Origin of the sequence: Marinobacter sp. M1C, assembly GCF_023314135.1 — a bacterium.
In the GTDB taxonomy this organism is placed as follows: domain Bacteria; phylum Pseudomonadota; class Gammaproteobacteria; order Pseudomonadales; family Oleiphilaceae; genus Marinobacter.
Genome location: NZ_CP092289.1, coordinates 3316231 through 3336168, shown reverse-complemented (window position 1 = coordinate 3336168; position 19938 = coordinate 3316231). Strand labels below are relative to the sequence as shown.

General features: G+C 54.0%; 14 protein-coding genes and 1 pseudogene. 4 read left to right on the top strand and 11 right to left on the bottom strand.

The annotated features are described in order from the left end of the window. The first annotated feature begins 116 nt into the window (after positions 1–116). Complete coding sequence (gene gloA / locus MIH19_RS15645) at positions 117–662, top strand: lactoylglutathione lyase (protein WP_249005747.1); 546 nt, start codon at positions 117–119, stop codon at positions 660–662. A 30-nt stretch (positions 663–692) separates the two neighbouring features. On the opposite strand, the gene MIH19_RS15640 is transcribed toward gloA, so the two are convergent. Both MIH19_RS15640 and MIH19_RS15635 read right to left on the bottom strand, forming a co-directional pair. Further along, the gene (locus tag MIH19_RS15640) at positions 693–1643 is read right to left on the bottom strand and encodes an EamA family transporter (protein ID WP_249005746.1); all 951 of its coding nucleotides are present in this window, start codon (positions 1641–1643) and stop codon (positions 693–695) included. 128 nt (positions 1644–1771) lie between these two features. Continuing rightward, entirely contained in the window at positions 1772–2866 is a 1095-nt protein-coding gene (locus MIH19_RS15635; RefSeq protein WP_249005745.1) for a hypothetical protein, read from the bottom strand. Between the two features lie 120 nt (positions 2867–2986). Here MIH19_RS15635 and MIH19_RS15630 point away from each other — a divergent pair, with 120 nt between their 5' ends. After that, positions 2987–3625 carry an SDR family oxidoreductase gene (locus MIH19_RS15630; protein ID WP_249005744.1) on the top strand — a complete coding sequence of 213 codons (639 nt, stop codon included), beginning with the start codon at positions 2987–2989 and terminating at the stop codon, positions 3623–3625. Positions 3626–3700: 75 nt separating this feature from the next. Continuing rightward, positions 3701–4537 carry an endonuclease VIII gene (nei, locus tag MIH19_RS15625; protein WP_249005743.1) on the top strand — a complete coding sequence of 279 codons (837 nt, stop codon included), beginning with the start codon at positions 3701–3703 and terminating at the stop codon, positions 4535–4537. 240 nt (positions 4538–4777) lie between these two features. Here the strand turns inward: nei and MIH19_RS15620 are convergent, their stop codons facing one another. The 6 genes and pseudogenes from MIH19_RS15620 to tssI all read right to left on the bottom strand — a co-directional run. After that, entirely contained in the window at positions 4778–5401 is a 624-nt protein-coding gene (locus MIH19_RS15620) for a DNA-3-methyladenine glycosylase 2 family protein (RefSeq protein WP_249005742.1), read from the bottom strand. Next, complete coding sequence (locus MIH19_RS15615; protein ID WP_249005741.1) at positions 5401–6246, bottom strand: DUF72 domain-containing protein; 846 nt, start codon at positions 6244–6246, stop codon at positions 5401–5403. Before MIH19_RS15615 ends, MIH19_RS15620 begins: the two co-directional genes overlap by 1 nt. 174 nt (positions 6247–6420) lie before the next feature. Beyond that, on the bottom strand, positions 6421–7200 hold the full coding sequence (locus MIH19_RS15610) for a hypothetical protein (protein ID WP_249005740.1): 780 nt from the start codon (positions 7198–7200) through the stop codon (positions 6421–6423). 66 nt (positions 7201–7266) lie between these two features. Beyond that, positions 7267–9477: a hypothetical protein gene (locus MIH19_RS15605; RefSeq protein WP_249005739.1), complete on the bottom strand. Its 2211-nt coding sequence runs from the start codon at positions 9475–9477 to the stop codon at positions 7267–7269. Between the two features lie 182 nt (positions 9478–9659). Then, positions 9660–10052 (bottom strand): hypothetical protein, encoded by a 393-nt coding sequence (locus MIH19_RS15600; RefSeq protein ID WP_249005738.1) that lies wholly within the window; start codon positions 10050–10052, stop codon positions 9660–9662. Between the two features lie 1336 nt (positions 10053–11388). After that, a pseudogene (gene tssI / locus MIH19_RS15595) lies at positions 11389–13314 on the bottom strand (type VI secretion system tip protein TssI/VgrG); the annotation flags it as partial. A gap of 610 nt (positions 13315–13924) precedes the next feature. On the opposite strand from tssI, the gene MIH19_RS15590 reads away from it, so the two are divergent. Next, entirely contained in the window at positions 13925–15625 is a 1701-nt protein-coding gene (locus MIH19_RS15590; protein ID WP_249005737.1) for a choice-of-anchor I family protein, read from the top strand. Positions 15626–15873: 248 nt separating this feature from the next. Here MIH19_RS15590 and MIH19_RS15585 read toward each other — a convergent pair whose 3' ends face one another. The 3 genes from MIH19_RS15585 to MIH19_RS15575 form a co-directional block, all read right to left on the bottom strand. Then, a complete protein-coding gene (locus MIH19_RS15585; protein ID WP_249005736.1) occupies positions 15874–16635 on the bottom strand; it encodes a class I SAM-dependent methyltransferase in 762 nt (253 codons plus the stop codon). A 110-nt stretch (positions 16636–16745) separates the two neighbouring features. Next, positions 16746–18623, bottom strand: a complete 1878-nt coding sequence (locus MIH19_RS15580; protein WP_249005735.1) for a protein kinase — start codon at positions 18621–18623, stop codon at positions 16746–16748. Positions 18624–18628: 5 nt separating this feature from the next. Continuing rightward, entirely contained in the window at positions 18629–19915 is a 1287-nt protein-coding gene (locus tag MIH19_RS15575) for a 2-oxo acid dehydrogenase subunit E2 (RefSeq protein WP_249005734.1), read from the bottom strand. Positions 19916–19938 lie beyond the last annotated feature (23 nt).

Sequence of the window (19938 nt, the reverse complement as noted above, 5' to 3'; positions counted from 1 at the left end):
TGTAGCCTAACATAACCTTGAAAAGCCCTCGGCGGATCACAATTAAACCTTGTACACCTGCCATTCATCGGCTGCGTGCTTATAGGCATTGCGCGGCTTACCAACAGGTTTTCATTATGCCAAAACACTTTGAACAGGCGCCCGGACTTCATCACGAGCCGGTACCAGAAACTGAAGGCTTCGTATTTAACCAAACCATGTTACGAGTAAAAGATCCTCAAAAATCCCTGGATTTTTACAGTCGGGTTCTGGGTATGCGTTTGGTCCGCAAACTTGACTTTCCGGAGATGAAGTTCACCCTGTATTTTCTGGGGTATCTGGATGATCGTCAGGCCAGCATGGTGCCGACCGATGATGCCTATCGCACCACCTACACCTTTGGCCGCGAAGCCATGTTGGAGCTGACTCATAACTGGGGCACGGAGAACGACGACGATTTTGCCTACCACAACGGCAACGACCAGCCCCAGGGCTTTGGCCACATTGGTATCGCGGTGCCGGATGTTTACTCGGCCTGTGATCGGTTCGAGGCTTTGCACGTCGATTTTGTGAAAAAGCCGGATGACGGCAAAATGAAGGGCCTGGCGTTTATAAAAGACCCCGACGGCTACTGGATTGAAATTCTGCAGCCCGATATGCTTGAACACCAGCGCAAAGACTGATGCGCGCGGTCAGCCTTTAACGCCCACTCGTTAGTTGGCTGGCCGTGGTTGGTTACCGTAGCGTGACGCTACCACCACCGCTACGGTGAGTATAAACGCGCCCGCAAGGCCGATTGTGCCTAATTCCTCGCCCAGAATCAGCCATGCCAGTAGTGCGACAAATAAGGGTTCGAGAATAACGATGATGCTGGCCAGGGTGGCCGGCGTTGTCTGCATGCCTGCAAAAAAGCATAGGTAGCCGATACAGGTTGGCACTACCCCGATGTAAATCACCATCAGCCAGTGCTGCCATTGCAAGTTTTGCACTTCGGCAAAGCCACCGCTGAAATAGACCGCTGGCAGCAAGACCAACGCAGCGGTGAAGAAGCACAGAAAAGCGGTGGTAAACACCGGCGTTCGCGCAGAGTTGTAACGGCTGGTCAGGTTGAACCCGGTGTACACCGCCGCGGCCAGCAGCGACATTAAAATACCGGCCAGGCGTAGCGTACCCGCAGTTTCCATATCGCTTAACACCAGCATAACGGTACCGGCTATGGCAACGAACAGTGCCGCCAGGGTAATCGCGCCCGGTTTTTCACCCAGTATGGGTGCCGCCAACAGGGCCACAAACACAGGTGGCAGGCACAGTGAAATCAAAGTGGCAATGCCGGCGCCGGTCAAATCTACCGCCACCAGATAGCTGCCCTGGTAAAATGCTTGAAAAATGCCCAGCCCGGCCAGTGGCACCAAAGCGTTTAACGGAATTTCTCGCAGGCGGGTGAGCGGCGCAGGGCCGTCTGTCGGGTTTTGCCGTTGCTGGCGGGCCAGCCGGTGTTGTTCGCGGCGCATCAACAGCCAGAAAAACGGCAGGGCTACCATTAATCGGAGTAAGCCCAGGGTAAGGCCTCCCAGATCAGAACTGGCAAACAGAAATTTAGCGACGATGCTGGTGGTAGACCAGAGCACGGCCGCAAATGCGATTAGCAATACGCCCCTGAGCATAAGAACATCCGGCAAAAAGAAAGGAAGCTATGATAGGCGTTGGGGCATGTTGCTACTAGCCCGTTTGTGTTTGTTCAAAATAAAACACAGGTCGCGCAGCTTAGCTCGCAGCCATTGGCGTAACCGCCTCAGGCCGCGCTGCGACCGCTAAGCTGCGCTAGCAGGCGCCCGATGCTCCAAAGTACAGCTTGCAACAGAGGCGTTATAAGCCAAAGAAGGCCGCGCAAAATATAAAGAGCCGGCATTAGCAGCAATAACCAACCAACAATTTGAATCAGCAAGGCCGGTGCGCCAATCACGTCGGCCAGTTCGACCAGGAAGTCGTTAATCAGGCTGGGATGGGTAATAACCAGATAGCCTGCGCCTACAATCAGTGGCCATTTGGCATAGCGGGCACTACTGAGTACTAAGCGGCCACCGCGACTGAAGCGTACTGCCAGAGCCGCAGAGCGCGTGCCGCGGCTGGCATTCTGGGTGGTTGCGGCAGCGAATCGACCAATACGCAGAACTTTCACCGCGCTGGCGAACACCACCACATCCAGCGCCGCCCAGCCAATATCCCCGGCGCCAATGGGTTCATTCATGCGATGGCGTTTTTCCAGTTGGCGCAGGCCACCGGCGAAAAACTGGTTCAGGCCTTCCAGAACACGCTCGCTGGCAAGCCATTCAACCTTGCCCTCAGGATTAACCAGAAATTGGCCCAGAAAATCATGACCTTCAGTATGAATATATTGAACCGCGTACCAGCCGCGCTCGGTGGGTGTTAGTGGCCGTGCAGAATCAACGATCGCCAAGCTGTTTTCGTGATCGGTAAACCATTTTTTAAAGAGCTGATATTGCGTGCCAGCCCGGTTCACCCATTCAATGGATTCAACAGAATTGGACACAAAATATTGGATGGGTGGAAACACCGAATCGCCATGTTGCCGCAGAATTTCCTGAAACTCCGGCTCGCCGCCGTAAGTTTTTAGCAGCTGTCGGGCCATACCCGGGTATTTCAACAGAGCCGCTCTTGCCTTTAGTACCAGCAGCGGATCCTCGGCCATATCTGCTAGGACAGCCTGCAAATCAACGGATTCATGCTCAATGCCGGGGAACTCGCCCAGCACATCGTTGGCGTGAATGCGGATGAGTTTTTGCTCAACCGGAACGGGTTCGGCAGCAAGGCTGAAAAAAGTGGCCATTAAGGCGGCCAATACAAAAACAGCAAAGAGTCTTTTCAACCTGGTTCCTCCTTAGTTCTTACTTAGTTACGACTTGGCTCCATCAGGCCTTGAAAGAGCGCGTTGGCGCACAGAGATCATTAGGTACATTATCAAGTCATTGCAACAGGAGATCACATCATGCGTGTATTAATTGCTGGAGCCAATGGCCAGATAGGCCGTCATTTATTGGAAAAGATGGCAGACACCGAGCACGAGGCACGGGCCTTGATTCGTGACCCGGAGCAGGGGCCTGATCTGCAAAAACTAGGCGCTACCGAAACCGTGGTGGGGAACCTGGAAGGTGATTGCCGCGAAGCGTTACGCAGTTGTGAGGCGGTTATTTTTACCGCAGGTTCAGGCCCCAAAACCGGCCCTGAAAAAACTGTCGACGTAGATCAGAACGGCGCCATCAATCTGATGGACACCGCAAAACAAATGGGTATCAAGCGCTTTATAATTGTCAGCAGTATGCGCGCAGACAAGCCTGGCGACGCCCCTGAAAAGATTCGCCATTATCTGGAAGCAAAACACAAAGCGGACGAGCATCTGATGGCCAGCGGCCTAACCTACACCATTGTACGCCCCGGCCCACTTACTGAAGATTCGGGCAGCGGTAAGGTCGATATTCATGAAACCCTGGACCGCTCAGGTGACATTCCCCGGGAAGACGTAGCCAATGTACTGTTGGCGGTATTGAATTCAGACAACTGCGATAACCGTACATTCGAAGTGCTCTCTGGCACTACGCCGGTGGACGAGGCGTTGGCGGCGCTGTGATGTCATCGGTTCTGTCCTAAGCCCCGTAGGTTAGACGACAATTTAATCGACGGCGAACAGTGATGGAGAATAAGAGTGCCTGAAGGACCCGAGATACGCCGCATGGTCGACGATATTCAAAACGCCGTTGGCCAATGCAAGGCGGACAAGGTGTTTTTTGCATTCGACCGCTTCAAGAGCTTTGAACCAACATTGGCCGGCCGCCTGGTAACGGCGGTAGAGGCCCGCGGTAAAGCCGTACTGGTGTTTTTTTCGGCCCTCGGCGATGACGGGCCTTGGTGCGTGTACAGCCACAACCAGCTTTACGGCCAGTGGCGCATTAGCAAAACGAATGCCCAGCCGAAAACCGGGCGGCAACTCCGCTTTGCGGTTATCGGGTCAGAAAAGGCCGCTTGGCTTTATAGTGCATCTGACATTCAACTGGTGCGGCCTGACGATCTGGAACAGGTAGCGTATTTGACGCGCTTGGGCCCCGATCCGGTCAACCAGACCGTTTCAGTTGAAAACGTGCTCGCGCAATTTGACGATAAACGCTTTCGCGGCCGCGGCTTGGGCGGTTTGCTTTTGGACCAGGGGTTTGTCGCCGGCGTGGGCAATTATCTGCGCTCGGAAATCCTGTTTGAAGCGGGCTTGATGCCGTCCGTAAAGCCAAAGGACTTGCCATCAGAAGCCCGCGAGCGCCTGGCCAAGGCCATTCTGGTTTTGATCGAACGGACTTACCGCCTGAAAGGCATTACCAACGATCCTGAGCGAGTGAAAAGGCTAAAACGGGAAGGGCGTACTTTTTCTCAGCGCCGATTTATGGTGTTCAATCGCGACTCTGAGCCTTGCTACGAATGCGAAACGCCCATCGTAAAAATCAGCGTTGCCAGCCGGCGGTTGTATTATTGCCCCCTGTGTCAAGCGGATTGAAACTTTAGTGCGCTTGATATTGTTCGATTAATGCCTCGGGCTGAACATAAATTGATCAGCTTGCTCGAGCTGATCAATTTCACACCACATCCCCGCAAGCCCTGTGTTTTAGGGGTTCATTAGACCTATCCTTGCCCTGCTCACAATGTTATCCACAGCTTCTGTGGGTAACTGTTAGTGGATAAGTTATACAAATAATGAGGCGTTGTCGCTTTGGCGCTGCGTTTTGTTCGTGGGCGTCTAGCGACTGTCTAGATAGTGCATCCACAGCAGCCGCGCAGCGACGGCGCGCCAAGGCGACCAAGCGTTGGCAATGCCCACCTGTTGCTGGTGGGTTGCGGGTGCGTCCAGCTGTTTGATCTCCTGCATGGCCGCTGCCAGTGCCAAATCACCCAGCGGCCAAACATCCGGCCGGCGCAATGCCATCAGATAGTATACGTCAACGCTCCATGGGCCCAGCCCGGGGACAGCCAAGAGCGCGTCGCGCCCTTCGGTATCGCTCAGAGCGTCTAACTGCGCCAAATTGAGTTTTCCGGTATGAATGCGCTCTGCCAATCCAAAGCAGTAACGGGCTTTTTGACGAGTTAGCCCAAACGCCTTCAGTTCCTCCTCACCGGCTGAAACCATCCGCTGCGGCGACATTTCTCCCAGGTGGGCACATAGCCGTTCGAACACGGTTTGCGCGGCCTTTATGGAAATTTGTTGCTCCAGAATAATGTGCACCAGTGAAGCAAAACCAGGCTCCCGAGCCCACAGCGGCGGCGCACCCAAGCGGGTATAAATACGGCCAAGGTCCGCATCCACAGCGGCGAGCTGTTGTGCCCCGTAGTCAAGACTTTCAAGGGTGAGCGAGGTTCTTTTCATTAAAACAATCCAAGCTGGGGCCGTTGCGCGGCCAGATCCAAAGCGGCTATCTGTGGTAAGCGGTCTTGTAACAGCCTACTCCAAAGTTGCGCCAGTGCCAGTGCATCGTCGTTGTCGGGCATATGCATGAACACATAGGGCTGTTGGCCCTGTTCAATCCACTGGCCGACACGTTCTACCCAAGGCGCCAGAAACGGACGGTTCTGCTCAAGCCGGGGATGGCCGATGTAGCGGATCATCGGTGGAGCGTCCACCGGCAGGAGATGAACCGGAACCCTCGGCTTTTTGCGCTGGGCATCGCGAATGATATCGGTGCTGGGTTCTGCCGAGAAGAGCGCCCGACTGTCCAGACAGACACGGGCCTTGTTGCGTTCACGCAGCCCGCGGTTGAGCGCTTTTTCGGCCTCGCCCTTACTGAAAAATGCGCTGTTACGAACTTCTACAGCGCAGGAGAGAGATTCTGGCAATTTATCCATAAACCGCCACAGCCGATCCAGATGTTCCGGCTTAAAAGCCGCCGGCAGCTGAATGAACATTGGGCCGAGCACGTCATTCAACGGCGAAAGTATATCCAAAAAGGCGTTTGTGTCAGCCGTTATTCCTGACAGTAATTGATCGTGAGTAATTCGACGGGGAAATTTGAACAGAAAGCGAAAATCGTCTGGCACTTGCAAGCGCCACTGGCGGCACTGCTCCTGGCTGGGCGTGGCATAAAACGTCGTGTTGCCTTCTACACAATTCAGCACCTGGCTGTAACGGGCCAGTGGTGCCTGGCCTGGTGGTAACAAGGTGTTCCAGGCCGAGTCTTGCCATTGCGGGCAGCCGAGGAAGTAGGGTAAAGCCATTGATTAATAATTTCCTGATATAAACCGCCTGTTCGAGATGAATGGCGCTTGTCGGCTGGTTAGCTTGTAAGTTTGCGCAGAAATAACGTGTCCATCCAGTGTTTTTCAGGGTTTTCAAGTTTTGCTCTTGAATGTACGCACTATAAAATCTAATTTATTGCTTCGGTTAAGAGTTCAGATACCGAACTTGGGTAGGTAGTGGAGTATGGGGGTGTCAACGAGTAAATTCTCAGAACGAGCTCTTGCCTCATTCACAATCTCGGGATCAAGATCTGGCAAACGTCGATCAATACTTCTTTGTACAGCGGAACTGCCGGTTTGTCTGTGCAGGGCCAGCAATGTTGCAAGGCCATCAACTGAACGAGTTTCAGGATAACGGTACATGCCCTCGGGGCCATCCATAAGGACCAAACCGTAATTATATAAGGCGTCGAAATAGTCGGTTTGCCCCATGCGATCGACCCATTCGTGGCAGTCTTCAAATCGTCCGTCCTTGTAATATTCGACGGCCAGATTTTCAATGGCCTTTGGGAACCCTTGTTCTGCTGAGGCTTTGAGCCATTTCAGGACATCTTTTCGGCGGCTAGCTTCTGTCCAATAGAAGCCCATTTCTCTTTCACTCAGCAAACCAATAGCAAGCCAATGCTGAGCTACTGCATCGCCGGCTTCAGCTGCTTTTAAAATCCAATTAAACGCTGCTTTTTCATTACCTTGCATCCAGGAAACAGAAAAAAGTTCCATCATAGCGACCGCGTCACCGGTTTCAGCGCGAGCTAATGCCGTTTCTTCCGCACGATCTAGCCACTGCTTGTGATCGTAATCGCAATCTCGGAGTGTTCCGCACATATTGCCTTTTTGGGCAAACCGCAGCATTGCATAGACTTCTCCTCCATCGGCGGCTTGGCGGTAGAAAGTATCAGCCTCACCAGTAATGAAGGAATAGCGTTTGCGCAATATTTCGCCGACCCAGTATGATTCCGCTATCCATCTTAAACACTGTAAGATCGAAGCTTGTTGGAGCTATAGCATTTCATCTGCAGATTTAGACTCTTCTCCTTCTCTGCCTCTGAAGGTGACCGGCTCAGACACCAAGTTATGCAGCATTGGCCCAATTGCTTCGGGCTGCAAGCCTGAGAACCAGGACCTGTACGAATCCAACGATACTCGCGGGCGATCGTCAGAAACCACTCGTGTACCTTCATTGATTTCAATAGCTTCCGTTATGCTCGTCGCTATAATCCCTGCGTTTTTACCGCTGTTAAAGTCACGATAGATTTCTTCAACAAAGTCATAAGTCTGCGTGGCTAGAAAAGAGATATTCAGGGCCGAAGAAAGAAACAAATTAGTCAACATGCCAAGGTATTTGAACGCATCGTCGTCAATCCAATAGACGCGGCGGTAGCCGTTGTCATGAAGTTCCATTTGGAGCAGTTGTATCCACAGCGGGATGGCGTTGAAGGCTATTTCGAATCCGATGGAATATCCACCACCCAGGCCGGCAACGATGCGATGCTTAGCGTAAAAAATCAGTCGCCCGTTTTTCAAACCGATGCCGATGTCGCCTTGTGCTCCGACGCCGCCGGAACCGATCAAGTCGGCACTCATGGTGCCTAAGCTTATCCATTTGGGGACATCTTCGCCGATCAACTTCCACTTTCTGGATTTGCGCAGACGGTCTGGTATCGCCCATTTCATGTCAGCGTGAGCCATCAGGCCGGTCTGGGCTCCGGCGAAGGTGTCGAACTCTGCCCCTGTGGCTTCGCGGTTTTTGTAATCTATGCCTGTAATCTGGATGCCGGCTTCTGGGGAGGCTTCTACGCCAATGGAACGGCTGAGCAGGATGCGAGCACCGACGTACCCCCAACACTTTACATTCAGTTCGCAAGAGAAGTGTCCCAGTTCCAAGTGGCCGCCGTCGCTTTCTGTTACGTAGGAAATCGTCACTGGCGTTGCTTCTTCCGGCTTTGGAAACGTGAGCGAAATTAGATCCAGTTGGCCTTGGCGGTAAACCAGATCAGCGCCAATGCTGGCCTGGCCAAATGTATAGCCTGCTGTTGCCTGGCTGCCGCGCACACCAGAGGATGGGGCGCTGTCTGGGCCGTCAATCCCTGTAAGAATATTGATTGTTAGATTGTTTTCCAGAGTTTTTCCCAGCTCTCCGGGTATTCCACTAATCACAAGGCGGGTAAATTGCGCTGTGTAGCTGTCGTCAAAACTCAACAGGTGGCGTTTCGCTTCCGCCTCAAACAGGAAGCTTCGTAGCTGCGTACCCCAGTCCAGAAGTTCTTCCGCGCTTCTTTCGATCAATACGCCGGCGGTTTCGATGGCGTTGCAGAAGGTTTCTGGTTTGAACAGTCCCTTTTTATCGAACCAATGATCTTTCAGAGAGTACCTTTGAGCACCGCTGTCCAGTAGCAGTTTTTCCAACTCTTTGTCTTCGCCAGGTTTCTGTGCGGCTTTTATTGAGATGGCTATATCGTCAGCGGAATGAAGCTTCTCCGCTTCCCCTAAAAGCTTTCTACCGCCGTTCAGGTCGAGCAATGAAAAATGTTTAAGCGTCGAACCGCCGCAGGGCATGGAAAATTCGCGCAACGGAATACCTGGGCGAGCCAATGTTTCTTGTGGGGTAATTTGATAATCGCTGGGTTCCCAAACAAACATTTTTGGTGGCAACAGGGCTTCGGCATTTTTTTGCGCGGTGTGGCGTAATGCTTGTTGTTGTGTCTGAAGGTCCTGAATGTCGGTCTGGTATTTCAAAAGAGCGGTTGCCGGGACCGGCCCATTGCCGCCAAGGGCGCTGAACCAGGAGTGGCCCTCGTTTTTCATGTCATCCGTAAGCGAGCCGATGCGCCAGTGCAATTTTTGAAAATTGGCTAATTGAACGATCCCGTCACTCGTGCTTTGCCGGCCGCTGGCCAGTGCGTATTCTGGTGTTGCGATGCCTATATTTGCCAGATCAAGAATGGCAAGGGCGTATTCGCGCATCTTATCTTGCAGCGATTCTAGCTCGACAAGGTATTGCTCTACCTGTGTCATGTCGGGCTTATCCCTCGCCAACTCGTATTCCATCAACGTGCGATTGTTGCGGATCGTGTTTACGAAAATAGCCGTACGGGTTTCGTTGGCGAGTTGGCCGGTTTCAAATTGCTGCCTGGCTTGCTGATAGTCTCCTTCCGTCGTTGTCCATACGCTATGCGCGCTCGGCTCAATATTTTCATTAGTTTCGATCATGCCCCAGCCTCACAGGAGCAAGGTTTGTTTCACCTGCAGTAATTAATGCAGGTGATTTCGGCGCCTTTGCAGCCACCGAACCCCCACTCTCAGGCCCACCCCCAGAGTTCATCCGCACCAACGGCCCGGAAATGGTTACGCCACTCGGATCCACCTTCACAAAGCTGCATGCAGTGGGTTTATCAACTGATAATAAGACTGACGCTTACGGCAATTCCTCCAAATGAAAAAAGCCCCAAAGTCGGTATGAACGCCCAAAGAAATAAATAGCGAGAAACTTCGGCGTTGACGTTTCCTATTTTGCTAGCTGCGCGACGAAAATGACCAGGCAGGTTGCGCATTGCTAAAAACGAAAAAACCTGGGTGGTCCGAACGAGTCTACCGAACGGATCACCGCCCCATAAATTACGTCCAGTTGATGGGTTTAGGGTGGCCGCTGATATAATTTTTTCAATTTCTCTGATTTTAGGAAACGCAATGGTGGCTATGACCAATGAGAAAATCAGAGAACCTGCAACGCCAATGATTCCCGCATACATTGTAATTACGCCTATCTCCTCAGTTACTGTAGACATTTTTGTATACCGCCTCTCCTATAAGTTCGCCGCCACTACCAACAAGGCTGCCTCCCGCTACTGATCCTGCGCCACCGACGATTATTGCGCAGGCGAGCCCGCCGATGCCAGCGGTTGTCAAACCAACGGCTGCACACCCAGCAAGGCCGGCTGTCGCCCCCAACGTGCCTCCTGCTGTGCTACCGATTACCCGGCCACGCTGGCTATACTTTACTTTAGTGCATTCTTGATCCCTGCCGGTTATGCAGGCTTCCTTGATCCGCATTTCAGTCACTGCGATATCAAGTCCAATAGCAAGGTAACCGCCAAATTTGGCATATTTCGCGCCTGTGGCCAGCTTGTCGTAGTGGGTTGCATAGCCCGGGATATTGCCGACACCGGATTGTTTCCAATTGTGCACGATACTTTTAGAAGAGAGTCCAAGGGCGATTTTAAGTTTCGGGTTATCGCCCAGTGACATGCCTTTGCGAGCGATTTTCCCCAGTGAGAAATTCAGTCTTTTGAAAAGTCCTTGGCGCTTCTCAAAAAATTCTGAACTATTGAGGTGGCCATGCTTTTTGTAACTATCCTGATGGAGCGCCTCAAGATCTCTTAACGTAATTTCGATAGATTTGATCTGGTTTGCGATCATTACTGAGCCAGCGCCCACACCAGCTGAGGCGCTTGACGTGAGTGTTTCCAGCAAATCATAGTGATCGATTAGAAATTGGGCTTCTTCCTCGTCCAGCGCTTGCACTCTCTCATTAACCTGACTGGCAACCTGCATCAAATCCGCTTCTTCCTGGGTACATTCCATTCCATTTGGGTCACCGAGTATGATCATTTCCCCTGGCAGAATCCGCTCGCGGATGTTGGGGTTCAGACGATCAAAACTGTCCGGCTTGGCAGAGGTGTCGCCATACAAGCTTTGCAGCAAAGCATTTTTGCTCATGACCTTTCGAACAACGTGAAACCCTGGCTCAGCGTGATCTGTTGTGTCTTCTTTGCTGCCTGCGCTGCTCGGTTTTGAGGTGCTGGTTGTACTCGTTTTGACTGCTGATTGGCTTACATTACTTGAATCGTGTTGATGGAATTTGCAGCGCCCACGTTCATCAAACTCGCAGTCGGAAGCGGTCAGGCTGACAGCATTGGCAGCCTCTCTTAATACGGTTTTTGTTGGCGCTAGTGTTGCTTTTACAGTGGCAGTCGCCGCCGAGGCGGCGGCGAAACCCGTTGCATTTGTAGCGACTGAGGCTGCGTCCGCGCGCTGCCCCACATCAGCCAATCCGCCCGGAGCCGTCTTTTCTCCGACTGCAGTCATGGCATGCGGCAGGTCCGGGGTCGTCAAAGCTGCAGCGGTGCCACCCCCAGCCCCACCTCCGGAATTCATCCGCACCAGCGGCCCGGAAATGGTTACGCCACTCGGATCCAGCTTCACAAAGCTGCCACCGGCTTTCAGCGTCACTTCTGCACCGGCTTCAATAACAATCTTCAGGCCTGCTTTGTGGTGGATTTCGTTGCCGGCTTCGATGAGTTGGGCTTTGCCGAATTTGCTGTGGTGGCTGCCGTTAACCGTGAGGCTGCAGTCGCCGCCGATTTTTTCCCGGTGTTCGCCATCTACGGTTGTGTGATCGTTGCCTTTGACGTGGCTGAAGCGGTCGTTCTCAACGGTCAGATGGCTGTCATTTTTGATGACTTCGGTGCGATTGTTTTCCGTGAGCAGGTCCAGATCTTTCTGGGCGTGGACGTAGATGTGTTCTTTGTTGGCTTCGTCTTCAAAGCGTAGCTCATTGCTGCCTTCGCCCTTGTGGGTCTGGGTTTTGAGAGTGGTGCGTGTTTTGTGCTGGGGCAGGGCGTAGGGCAGTGTGTTAGTGGCGTGGTAAGTGCGGCCGGTGATGATGGGTTGGTCTGGATCGCCGTCCAGAAACGACACGATCACTTCGTGGCCCACTCTTGGTAACGCCATAAAGCCGTACTGACCGCCTGCCCAACCCTGGCTGACTCGCAACCAGGCGCTGCTTTGTGCCCCGCTTGATTCAGAGCTCTCTGCCTGGCCCGTCCGTGAATGCTGATCCCAAGGGAAGCGCACTTGAACCCGGCCGTGTTGGTCGCAGTGGATTTCCTCACCATCAGGCCCGGTTACGATGGCGATTTGTGGGCCGTCCATCAGCGGCCGGTGAGTGCATCGGGGGCGCCAGTTGATGTTTCCGGGAACCGCGCTGAAGCGGTTGTGATAAGTGGTTGGTTTAGTACCGGCTTCTTCTTTCAGTGCTTGTGGCTGGCTGCCGCTGTGGGCAACGTGGGTTATTAGCCAGTCCTGATTTAATTTTTCGTTGTTGTGGTGGGTGAGCTGCACTTTGGCGCCGCAGGTAAAATCAGCGCGGTTGCTTTCGCCGCTGGCGACGCTGACGTCATTCCTCAGCGCATCTAACTTAGCTTCGGTAAACCGTTTTCCGCTGGCATCGGTTTTAAAGCGCCCGGGGTATTCGTAGTGTTGGTAGTCGTCGCGGTGCTGAAGGCTGCTGGCGGTGTGTTCTTGCATTAATGCATAAGCAGGATTGTGAAAGGTGTAGTCTTTCATGGCCACCGCTGCAGCTCTTACCCGTTGCTCGTACCGCAGGCGAAATACCGCGGGTCGCCGACTGCTGCCGCCGGCTTTGGCGTTGTATTCAACGGCTTCTAGCCTGGGGGCGTTGCGATGGTTGTCGGCTAGAATCAGAGCGGGTTGTTCCTGGTCGTCAACGCTGCCGTTTTGATAACGCCCGTGTTGATAATAAAAATGCCAGCCCTCTTCGGCGGCCAGTCGCTCAAGAAAAGCAAGATCGCTTTCCCGGTGTTGCACGCAATATTCTCGTTCTGGCGGTGTGTGTTGCAGGTCAAACACCGCATCGGCAATGCCCCTTTCGCGTATAAGCGTACTCAGGATGGTGTCGGTGCTTTGGCTTTGGAATATGCGGCTGTTGTGCATCAGCCCCAGGCGCCATAGAGGCGGCTGAATAACCACTTCGTAGTGAGTACGGCGATGCCCGCTGTCGCCGCGGACAAACTCGCTGACAACACCGGTAAAGCGGCGAATCGCTGTGCCGTCCTGCCAGATAATGAGTTCTAACCACTGCTCTAATGCGTCGGCGGCCGCCAGCGTCGGCAGGTTGCTGGCCATTTTAAGACGGCCATGAACCAGCTCCGACAGGCCTTCGGTGAGCTCAAAGCCGACTACGGAGAAAACATTTTCGGGCAGTTCGCCAACACGGGCGGTGAACTGCAATCCTTTTGCTTGGAGCATATCTTCAGTCCTTGAAAATATGTGAGTCTGTTGAAAAATCCGGGTTGAACGTTAACAGCGTAGTTGAGATAAATCCAGCGACCAGCTCTCGATTTTGAACACAAAGTTTTACGTCGCTCTAGCGCATTATTTCAGATCGTCCTTCCTCTATAAAGATAACAAAACGGCGGAGAACTGTGCGGGTGTCGCCGTCTCTACTTGCGCAAAAACATTTTAAGAAGATGGCTCTGTCTTTATGCCGTGAACTTCGGTGTGACTTCAGCTAAAGGGGGTTTTTCAATCTGAGGGAAGGTCAGTATGAACAAAGTACATCCGCAGAATGCGCTTCAGGGGAATTGGCGGACGTCGTCGTTTGCCGCGGGAATCTGGGTAGTAATAGGGCGATAGTGCTTTTAGCCGCCGTGACCAGGGCACGATTTGTTCAATCCCGGTCAGAAATCGGGAGTTTGATTTTACCAAATCAGCGACTCAAGCTGACTTGATCAGCGTCTCCCTAGACAGTCTAGCCCCATGCCTGACATGAAACAGACTTTAATCTGACCCAAGATTGTCATATTGCCGTTTTATGGTCCATTCGAAAGCCAATCACATCGGACACACTGAGGCGACCATGGAATTTCGCAAATCTTTTCTGACTCTAGCCATTACGAGCTCCTTCATTGCATTGACCGGCTGCGGTGACGATGGCAATGACGGTGCTGATGGTGCATCTGGCACCAGCCAGACCCTCATTGAACTCAATGTGTTGGGCAGTTACGCCAGCGGTGCCTTCGACGAAAGCGCGGCCGAAATCGTCGCCTATGACACTGCTAACCAGCGTTTGTTTGTGGTCAATGCCAACGACTCCACGGTTGATGTGCTGGACATCAACGACCCGAAAATGCCCACCAAGCTGGGCACCATCGACGCATCCGCTGAAGGCGCATCCGCCAACAGTGTGGCAGTGTATGGCAACCTGGTTGCCGTCGCTATTGAAGCGAATGTTAAGCAGGACAACGGCAAGGTCGTGTTCTACAACACCACCGCTCTGAACAAAGTGGGCGAAGTTACCGTGGGCGCATTGCCGGATATGGTCACCTTCACCCGGGACGGCAAAGCCTTACTGGTCGCCAATGAAGGCGAGCCAAGTGACGACTACACCAATGACCCGGAAGGCTCTGTCAGCATCATCGACCTGTCCAATGGTGTGGCTTCCGCGACAGTAACCACTGCAGGCTTCACGGCGTTTAACGTTGCTCAGGCCGCACTTGAGGCTAAAGGCTTGCGGGTATTCGGCCCGGGCGCAACACTGGCGCAGGATATGGAGCCGGAGTACATTGCGATTGCCATTGATAACCAGACCGCTTGGGTTGCCCTGCAGGAAAACAACGCCGTGGCTGAACTGGATATTGCCGCCGGTGAAATCACCGCTATCCTGCCGCTGGGCTTCAAAGACCATAGCCTCATCGGCAACGAACTGGACGCCAGCAACGACGACGGCGGTATCAACATTCGTAACTGGCCGGTGAAGGGTATGTACAACCCGGATTCAATGGCCAGCTACGGCTACAACGGCAAAACCTATTACCTGACTGCCAACGAGGGCGATTCTCGGGATTACGGCGGCTTCAGCGAAGAATTCCGCATTGCTGACCTGACCCTGGATGGCACGGCGTTCCCGAACGCCGCCGAACTAAAGGAAAATGCCAACCTCGGCCGCCTGAACGTTACATCCACCTTGGGTAACGGCGGTACCTGTGATCCAAGCAACCCCGCTAACGTGACGCTGACTGGCGGTGAATACGACACCAGTTATGTGAAAACCACCTGCGTTTACGAAGAACTCTACGCCTACGGCGCGCGGTCTTTCTCCATCTGGTCATCCGACGGCAAGCGGGTATTCGACAGCGGCAGCGAGTTTGAACGGATAACCGCCAGCTTGATTCCCGATAACTTCAACAGTCAGAACGACGAGAACTCGTTCGACAACCGGTCTGACGACAAAGGCCCGGAGCCAGAAGCCATCACAACCGGGGAGATCAACGGACAGACGTTTGCCTTCATCGGCCTTGAGCGGGTCGGCGGTATCATGGTCTACAATGTGACCAATCCGCAGAACCCGGAATTCGTGCAATACATCAACAACCGCGACTTTTCGGTATCACAGATTGACCTGGAAAACGGCATGGCCGGAGATCTCGGGCCGGAAGGCATGGTCTTTATCCCGGCGGGCCAGAGTCCGAACAGCAAACCCATGCTGGCGGTAGGTAACGAAGTGAGTGGCACCACAACACTCTATGGCATCGACGTGATTGAACAGACGGCCAACTAAAACCCGCATTGCCCGTGACACGCGCCGGCTGGCCCAAAGCCCCGGCGCATTTTCGTCCCGTCGTCATTTTCTTTACGACCTCATCCGATTTCGCCTCCGTGGTGATTGATATGCCGACTCGGCGGGATGATCAGCCGGCCCTTCTGCATTCTTCTGATGTTTATGGCAGTGGCGCTATTCCGCACGTTACGCCAGACGCGACGGAGCAGAAACGTCTCATATTGTCGAAATGGGCTTCACCTCCAAAATTAAGCGGTGTCGCAGATCTTGCGTTTCACGCACACAAAAAGCGCGTTTCCAGAGTCTTGGTCCCAAGGGGTAATTTTGTCGTAATCGTGTTCGAAAATGTGAACGTCAAAATACGGCACCAGGAGCTCGTTCAATTGGTCGAAGCTCACTGCCACCATCGGATGCTCGTCCTGCCACGTTTGCGTAACGCCGTTTGTGGCTTTGCTTATGCCCAGTTTAAGCGATTGCCGGTCGCCCGTGCCGCCATAATGCCAGGCTGAGCTGAAGGTAAAGTGGCTGCCCTCATGGCTGGCGGTGTGGCTGACGCAGAGGTTGTTGTCGATTTTGTGTTTATCAACCGCATTAAAGCAGAACACGCCGCCTGGCTTTAATGCCTGATGCACGCGGACGAGGCATTTTTGTAACGCTTCAAGTTCGCTGCTGTAATGAATGGAATACAAAAAGCAGGTGATCAGGTTCAGCGTCTCATTCACTTGAAAATCGCACATGTCGCCCAGTACAAACTGCGCTTCCGGGCAGCGGATTTTTGCCATTTCCAGCATGGGCTGGCTAATGTCCAGCCCGCGGCTGTGGTAGCCGGCATCGATAAAGTAACGCACGTGGGGGCCGGTGCCGCAGGCCAGGTCCAGATGAGTATTACCGCCATTACCGAACAACTGATGCAGGCGCTGTGCGCTGTGGCTCTGGGCCTGGTAGTCGATGTCGGCACACAGCAAATCGTAATAGCCCGACAGGTCGGTGTAGAGCGCGTTGGAGGACATGGCAGCCTGAGTGTGTGAAGCGTAAATAGAGCGTGTTGGCGATAAATAGGTTGGCGCAGCATCCTATCTCAAAGTGCTGTGTTTGCGAAGGGTGCGGCGCCCCGGGCAATCTAGATTGCTTGCGCGGCCTCCTGCCGTGGATTGCGGGGGTAATAGCGTTCAGGCAGGCGTTCGATGTGGGGAAAGAAGCGAGTGTCTTTGTAAGGCATTTTCATAAAGCCGGACACGCCAAGGCCAGTGACCTCGTCGACGGCGGCCAGAATTTCGTCCAGGTGCTGGCGGAATTCGTCCTCTTTGGCCGGGTCCAGCAGGCGGTATTGGCTGTGAATTTTCAGGTGTAGGGGTAGGGCTTCAAAAATGATCATGCCGGTATGGCGGATGCTGTTCAAGGCTTCAAGTGCGGTGATAATGGTGGGCGGCAATACCAGAAACTCTTCCGGGTCTGGGCCGTCTTCAAAGTAGGAGTGCACTCGTGAGCGGTCTTCTACCTCTGGCGCCGAACTGATCTGATATGGCAAATGCATGGTCGGCGGCGTCACAAACGGCTGGTCGGCTTGATCGCGTTCAATGTGCAGTGTGTCGCGGGCGTTGAATAGGCAGCTTTTAAAGATGCCTTGGCGGTAGATGGCCTGGGCCAGGTTGACCATGTTGTTCACGGCAGTGGTGAAGGCGCTTTTCAGTTGTGGGTCGTGCAGGTGCAATGAGGTGTCTACATAAATGCCGTTAGGCTCCCAACGCACCGCCAGACCGCCTTCTACCGGGTAGCGGCCAAGGCGGCTGACCGCAGCCAGGAATGCTTTTTCGGTGTCGCCCATGCCCTGCATGAAGTTCTTGTAGTAACGGTCCAGCTGCACGTCGTTGACGTCGTCCAGAGTGTTTACCGCGCCTTCCTGGCGCAGGAAGGATTTGCGCGAGCTGTACACCACCGTGTCGATTTCGCGCCCGGGCTGGCGTATCCACACGGGTACCAGTGGAACGGGCGCAGGTTCGAGCAGATCAATCATCACCGTGCGTGCCATTCTGGGCATTTCCCGAATGTAGTAGTCACCGGCTTGCTGGCGCTGCTGGGGATCGGGGCTAAGCATGCCGTCCAGCATTCGGGCGAATTCCATGGGCAGTCCCAACGAGTCGGCGGGTATTGCCTGGTGGCCAAAGCGGCAGGATTGGCCGGAGGCCAGGGCGTAAAGCGTGGCTGCGGCACCTTGCTCGTCAAAGCGCGGCGATGACAGGCCGCCGTAAAGCTGTTCCTCGCCAATAAAGTACACATCGCCCAGCCGAGCGTTGGTTTGTTGCAGATTGTCCGACATCAGCTCCATCACGCTATTGTTGAGGAACTGCTGGCTGGCATCCAATTGAGCGAACACCGACGAGCCCCAGTCGATCAGGGCGATGTTTTCGTGCTTGGCGTCGAAGACCAGATTGGAGGGTTTGATGTCGCCGTGCACAATGGGCCGTTTGCCATCGGTGGGTTCCCGGCGCAGGTTGCGCAGGATGTCGGCTAGCTGGTCGGCTATGCGGATGATCAGCCGCGGCTTCAGGCGCCCTTCGCGCAGCGATACCACTTCCAGATTTAACCCTGGCGCTCGTTCCATCACCAGAATGGGCTGGCTGCGCGCCCGTTGGAAAGCAATCAGGCGCGGCACCCGCGAATGCTCTACCTGTTCCAGAATATAAGCTTCGTCTTCCAGGCGGTCGTGCAGGTGGCGAGGCAGATTGATGCGGATAAATTTGAACACGTGTTCCAGATCGCTGGCGCCTTCCAGCGTTAGTTTGCCGGAAAACACAAAGCCGTATGCGCCTTTGCCGATCATCTCGATGTCGCGGTATCCCAGCGTTTGCAGTTGGGTGGTACAAAGCGCCACCCAGTTTTTCAGTTTGCGCGCGTCGTCGTGACTGAGCAGATAAATGGACTGCTCTTCGGGTATGTAGAACTGTTGAATCTGCGAGGGCGGCGCTTGCTGCCCCCGCATTTTTTTCGGCCGGGCCATCTGGCTTAGCCCAAGTGCAAGAGCATGGACTGTGGCGATTCCAGATAGCCTTTCCAGCAATTACTGAAACGGGCAATGGTGCCGCCGTCGATTATGCGGTGATCCCCTGCCCAGCTGACGGGCATAATAGCGCGCGCAGTTACATTGCCTGCCTGATCAAAGCGCGGCAATGTTTGGGTGCGGCCTAAGGCTACAATAGCCACTTCCGGTGCGTTGATGATGGGTGAAGCGTAGGTGCCGCCTAATGCCCCAATGTTGGAAATAGTGATGGTGCCGCCTTTCAAGTCGTCTTGAGCCACGCGGCCTTCGCGGACCGCTTCGGTCAGGCGCGTCACTTCATCGGCAATTTCCAGCAGGGTGAGGTGTTCCACCCCTTTGATGTTGGGCACCATCAGCCCGGCTTTGCTGTCCACCGCCATACCAATGTTGCATTGGGGCTGGTAATGGATTTCAGTGACCTCGTCGTTTACCCGGCTGTTCAGAATTGGGTATTCGCGAATGGCCAGGGCCATGGCTTTCATGATGAACGGCATCAAGGTAAGCCGTGACCCGCTGGCTTCGGCCAAGGGTTTGAGCTGCGCGCGCAGCGCCAGCAGTTCGGTCACATCGATATCCTCACTGAAGATAAAGTGCGGGATGCTGGAGGCGGCGGCCACCATGCGCTTTGCCATCACCGCCTTCATGCCCTTGATAGGCTCTACGCGTACCTGCTGGTCAGCGGCGCTGGTGCGCTTCGCTGATTGAGTGGGTGCGGGCGTGTCTGTTTGGCCTTGTGGTCGTTTCAGGTGAGCCAGCACATCTTCTTTTAGCACCCGGCCGTCTCTGCCGGAGCCGCTGATGTGACCCAATGACAAGTCGTACTCGCGCACCAGGCGTCTTACTGCCGGGCTGGCCGGTGTTTTAAGTTCCGTAGCGCTTGTTGCTTCACTAGGGCCGGCGCTATCGCTCGCCTGTTTTTTTGTTTCAGTCTTTTGAATGGCCGGCGTTGAGCTTGCGGTGGCCTTTTCTGAGGCGGAATCGTCGTTATCGTTGTTGGCGTCGTCTTCTTGTTCGCTGCCCTCTTCTGACAACTCAAACAGCGGCGCGTGCACCTTGGCAATGTCGCCTTCTTTGTAATAAAGGCGCTTGATCTGTCCCTTGTGAGGTGCGGGTATTTCCACCAGCGCCTTGTCGGTCATTACTTCAACCACCGGCTGATCCTCTTCGATCATGTCGCCTTCGCTGACCAGCCACTTCACCAGTTCGCACTCCACAATACCTTCGCCGATATCGGGCAGTATAAAATCACTCATGTTTGTTCTCCTGTCCTGATACC

Coding starts and splice junctions, on each gene's coding strand:
- MIH19_RS15605 (WP_249005739.1), bottom strand. CDS start 9,477: ATGATCGAAACTAATGAAAATATTGAGCCGAGCGCGCATAGCGTATGG.
- MIH19_RS15585 (WP_249005736.1), bottom strand. CDS start 16,635: ATGTCCTCCAACGCGCTCTACACCGACCTGTCGGGCTATTACGATTTG.
- gloA (WP_249005747.1), top strand. CDS start 117: ATGCCAAAACACTTTGAACAGGCGCCCGGACTTCATCACGAGCCGGTA.
- MIH19_RS15620 (WP_249005742.1), bottom strand. CDS start 5,401: ATGAAAAGAACCTCGCTCACCCTTGAAAGTCTTGACTACGGGGCACAA.
- MIH19_RS15615 (WP_249005741.1), bottom strand. CDS start 6,246: ATGGCTTTACCCTACTTCCTCGGCTGCCCGCAATGGCAAGACTCGGCC.
- MIH19_RS15590 (WP_249005737.1), top strand. CDS start 13,925: ATGGAATTTCGCAAATCTTTTCTGACTCTAGCCATTACGAGCTCCTTC.
- MIH19_RS15630 (WP_249005744.1), top strand. CDS start 2,987: ATGCGTGTATTAATTGCTGGAGCCAATGGCCAGATAGGCCGTCATTTA.
- MIH19_RS15580 (WP_249005735.1), bottom strand. CDS start 18,623: ATGGCCCGGCCGAAAAAAATGCGGGGGCAGCAAGCGCCGCCCTCGCAG.
- MIH19_RS15575 (WP_249005734.1), bottom strand. CDS start 19,915: ATGAGTGATTTTATACTGCCCGATATCGGCGAAGGTATTGTGGAGTGC.
- MIH19_RS15600 (WP_249005738.1), bottom strand. CDS start 10,052: ATGTCTACAGTAACTGAGGAGATAGGCGTAATTACAATGTATGCGGGA.
- MIH19_RS15640 (WP_249005746.1), bottom strand. CDS start 1,643: ATGCTCAGGGGCGTATTGCTAATCGCATTTGCGGCCGTGCTCTGGTCT.